This window comes from Sphingopyxis sp. KK2, assembly GCF_001990265.1.
Taxonomy (GTDB): Bacteria; Pseudomonadota; Alphaproteobacteria; order Sphingomonadales; family Sphingomonadaceae; genus Sphingopyxis.
Window position 1 is genome coordinate 1 of record NZ_LYVN01000220.1, and the last position, 4,250, is coordinate 4,250.

Annotated in this window: 3 protein-coding genes; 1 reads left to right on the forward strand and 2 read right to left on the reverse strand. The window is 68.8% G+C overall.

The features are described from left to right. Both B1A78_RS20675 and B1A78_RS20680 read right to left on the reverse strand, forming a co-directional pair. Positions 1-1,777: GAF domain-containing protein (locus tag B1A78_RS20675; protein WP_077148751.1), on the reverse strand; the 1,777-nt coding region annotated here is incomplete at its 3' end. Between the two features lie 2 nt (positions 1,778-1,779). After that, positions 1,780-3,168 carry a TIGR03013 family XrtA/PEP-CTERM system glycosyltransferase gene (locus B1A78_RS20680; protein ID WP_077148752.1) on the reverse strand — a complete coding sequence of 463 codons (1,389 nt, stop codon included), beginning with the start codon at positions 3,166-3,168 and terminating at the stop codon, positions 1,780-1,782. A gap of 332 nt (positions 3,169-3,500) precedes the next feature. On the opposite strand from B1A78_RS20680, the gene B1A78_RS20685 reads away from it, so the two are divergent. Beyond that, a partial coding sequence (locus B1A78_RS20685; RefSeq protein WP_077148753.1) for a mannose-1-phosphate guanylyltransferase occupies positions 3,501-4,250 on the forward strand: 750 nt, incomplete at its 3' end.

Genomic DNA, 4,250 nt, shown 5'->3' on the forward strand with positions numbered 1-4,250 from the left:
CGTCGGCCCAGGCGGCAAGCCCCGCCTCGCAGCCGATCGACAGCGCGCGGCGCGGCCGCATCTGCGCCGCGACCGCATCGAGCACCGGCTCGACGAGCACGCGCCCCGCCTCCGCCGCACGCCCGCGTTCGCGCGGCGACAGCCGGGCGAGCAGGTCGGACAATCGCCCCGCCGACAGCTTCAGCGTCTCGACCATGTCGGCGCGGAACGCCGGATTGTCGGCGTGGCGCTCGGCATTGCGCGCCAGCAGCGCGAGCTGGCTCGCCAGATTCTTGATGTCGTGCATGATGAAGGCAAAGCGGCGGTTGAACTCGTCGAAGCGCCTGGCCTCCGACAAGGCCTGCTGGCTGTGCGATTCGGCGAGGTAGCTCGCCGCCTGCCGCCCCGCGATGCGCAGCACGTCGAGATCCTCCCAGTCGAGCGCGCGCGACACCGGCGGGCGGTGCAGCACGACGACCGCGATCATGCGCTGGAAATGCAGCACCGGCACGACCACCCAAGCCCGCGGGTCGGCGATCAGCCAGTCGGGAAGCGCGAGGTCCTGCCCGCCCGCCACCGTGGTGGCGCCGCGGCGCACCGCGTCGAGGTCGGCGATATGGCCGGTGTCCTGCAGCATGAACGCCGAGCGCAGCGACAGCATCGCATCGGCCTCGACCTCGGCCTCCCAATGCCAGCGATCGGCGACGCGATAATTGCCCTGCGCGTCGGGCAGCATCAGCAGCGCACCCGGGCTACCGGTCAGTTCGGCAAGCGCCTTCGCAACGCGGCGATAGAGGTCGCCCTCCCCCTTGTCGCCGGCGCCGTCGCCCCCCGCGCCGTCGCCCGCGCGCGCCAGCGTCGCGGTGAAGCGCATCCATTCGGCGCGATAATCATAGCGATGCTCGAAGAAATGTTTCGAGATCATCACCGACAGCCACGCGCGCGCGCGCGCCGACGCGAGCAGCAGGCCGCCGGCACCAAGGCCGATGACCAGCGAGAGTCCCTGCGCCAGCTCGGCATAATTGCCGCCGCCCATCCGCGCGACCGCGCCCGCCAGCCCGATGAGCAGCAGATAGGCCGCGCCGCCGATCAGCAGCAGCGTGCGCGTCGCGGCGGTGCGCGACAGCCGCATCCGCTCGCGCCCGACGTCCATCGCCGCGACGACGAAGGTCGGCAGCACCATCAGCGCGACGACGGGCAGCAGCAGGATCAGCGTCGTTGCGAGCGACCCTGTCAGCGCGCCGATCAGCTGGATATTGAGTTCATAGGCCCAGAGCATCGCAAAGCCCGCCGCGACCGCGAGCACCGGCATGCGCAGCCCCGCACTGCCGTGGCGCACCCCGCTGTCGACGAGCAGCAGCCCGCCCGAGGCGACGATCATCGCGACCAGTTCGAGCCCCGGCCCCGCCCAGTCGGCCGACAGCCCGCCCTGGCGCAGCCACACGGCACCGCCGAACAGCAGCGCGACGAGGCAGAAGGTACCGAGCAGCCGCTGGATCAGCCGCAGCGGCCGCGACATCGGCGCCCGCGCGTTCCAGAAGGTCGCGCCAAGCCAGCCGAGCAGCGCGATGTTGCGCAGCGCGCGCCCGACCAGCGCCTCGGCCGATCCGGGGCCGAAGACATAGGAGGCCGCGCACCACAGCGTGATCGCCGCCGCCGCGCCGACCAGCCAGCCGAAGCTCGGCATCAGCACCGCCATGCGCTCGCGCGGCCGCGTCAGCAGCCACAATGTGACCCCGGCGGATCCGGCGAGCGCCAGCCCGCCAAGGATGCTCGAAAGATCGGCGAGTACGCCCATCGTCAGCGTGCGCCCTCAGGCCACAGCACGACGCGCACCGTCTGGAGCAGGATCAACAGGTCGAGGAAGGGCGAATAGTTTTTCGCGTAATAAAGGTCGTACTCGAGCTTCACCCGCGCATCCTCGACCGACGCGCCATAGGGATAATTGATCTGCGCCCAGCCGGTCAGCCCGGGCTTCACCATATGGCGCTCGGCATAATAGGGCAGCTCGCGCGTCAGTTCTTCGACGAAGCTCGGTCGTTCGGGGCGCGGCCCGACGAAGCTCATCTCGCCCTTCAGCACGCACCACAATTGCGGCAGTTCGTCGATGCGCAGCTTGCGGATGATGTTGCCGACGCGCGTGATCCGCGGGTCATTCTCGCTCGCCCACACCGCCTGCCCCGCCGCTTCGGCATCGGTGCGCATCGACCGGATCTTGACGATATTATAGGGTTCGCCGAACAGCCCGACGCGCGACTGGCGATAGAAAATCGGTCCCTTGCTGTCGAGCTTGACCGCGATCCCGCCGATGACGATCAGCGGCAGCCCGATCACCAGCACGGCCAGGCTGGCAAAGATGTCGAACAGCCGCTTGCTGACCTTGCCGATCCGCTGCCCCGCCGAAAATCCGTCCGAAAAGATCAGGAAGCTGGGGTTGGTCGTCGCAAGGTCGACGCGTCCCGTCTCGCGCTCGAGGAAGCTGGCCATGTCGTTGACATGCACCCCGGTGGTCTTGACGCGCAGCAGGTCGGCGAGCGGCAGCGATCCGCGCCGTTCCTCCATCGCCAGCACGACCTCGCCCGCGCCCAGCGCGACCGCATGGTCGGCCAGATTGGCAACCTTGGCGCGCGGCAGCGCGTCCGGAATCGCCTTTTCGCCGTCGGCCATCGCGACATAGCCGGTGATCGTCAGCCCGCTGCCCGGCTCGTCGGCCAGCGTCCGCAGCCGCACCGCGCGCGGCCCCGCCCCCAGGATCAGGATGCGCCGCCGGAACTGGTCGGCCCCCGCCGTCTGCGTTACCGCGAGCCGGATCAGGAACAGGAGCGCGATCGCGAACGCCATCGCATAGATGCTGTTCGCGCGCCACAGCGTCACGGTCGGCAGCGCAAAGCCCAGCAGCGACAGGAAAATCACCCCGAGCGAGATCGCCGCGAGCAGCCGCGCGGTGGCAAAGCCCATTGAGCGCAGCGCCTCGGTCCCGTACATGCCGACCGCCATCATCGCGAGCGAATTGGAGATCGCAAAGGTCAGCACCGGCAGCCAGCGGTCGCTGAAACTCCCCGCGTCGAACCCCGCCTGGTGCGCATAAAGATGCCACGCCCCCTCTGCCGACCCGAGCAGCGCGAAAAACTCGATCAGCGCCAGCCAGACGACCGCGTGCGGGACATAATGTTTGAACAATCGGAACATGGGATAAGCGCGCGCCCTTTCGGGGGCTTATCCTAATGCGCAGGCGTCAACTGTCGGTTAATTTTACACATGGTTCGTCGGTTGCGGCTAGCGGGAAACCAGCTGCTTAGAGCTGCGAAGCGAACGCCTATGGTATCGTCATCCCGGGCTTGACCCGGGACCCGCCTTCCTTCTTTCGCCGTCGGATCAAAGACAAGGCAGGCCCCGGGTCAAGCCCGGGGTGACGGGAAACGGGGCGTCCGCCTTCGCCCGATGACCCACCCCGTCACACAAACGACCCGCCCGCCATTCAAGGGGATGACCCCCGCGCTTCAACAGGTTAGACCCCTCGCATGACCTTGCAGATCCAACCCGTCATCCTGTGCGGCGGCGCCGGTACGCGGCTGTGGCCCGAATCGCGCGGCCAGCGTGCCAAGCAGTTCCTGCCGCTGACCGGTAGCGACAGCCTGTTCCAGCAAACGGTCGCACGCACCCCCGCTGGCGCGCATTTCCTGCCCCCCGTCATCCTCTGCGGCGACGGCCATGTCGCGACGGTGCGCGACCAGATGGGCGCGCACGAAGCGTCGCTGCTCGTCGAACCGATGCCGCGCAACACCGCCGCCGCGATCGCGCTCGCCGTCGCGCAGGCCGATGCCGACACGCTGCTGCTCGTCATGCCCAGCGACCATGTCATCGCCGATGTCCCCGCCTTCCACGCCGCGATCGCGAAGGCAGCGCGGCTCGCGCAGCAGGACTGGCTCGTCACCTTCGGCATCGCCCCGACGCACCCCGAAACCGGTTTCGGCTATATCGCCAGCGGCGCGGCGCTTGGCGAAGAGGGTTTCGCGGTCGACCGGTTCGTCGAAAAGCCGCCGCTCGAAGAGGCCGAACGCATGCTGCTCGCGGGCGGCTACAGCTGGAATGCCGGCATCTTCCTCTTCCGCGCCGGGCGAATGCGCGACGCGATGCTCACCCATTGCCGCGCGATTTTCGAGGCCGCCGACGATGCGCTCGCGGCGGGGCAGCGCGACGGCGACGCGCTCTATGCCGACGGCCCCAGGTTCGCGGCCGCGCCGTCGGATTCGATCGACTATGCCGTGATG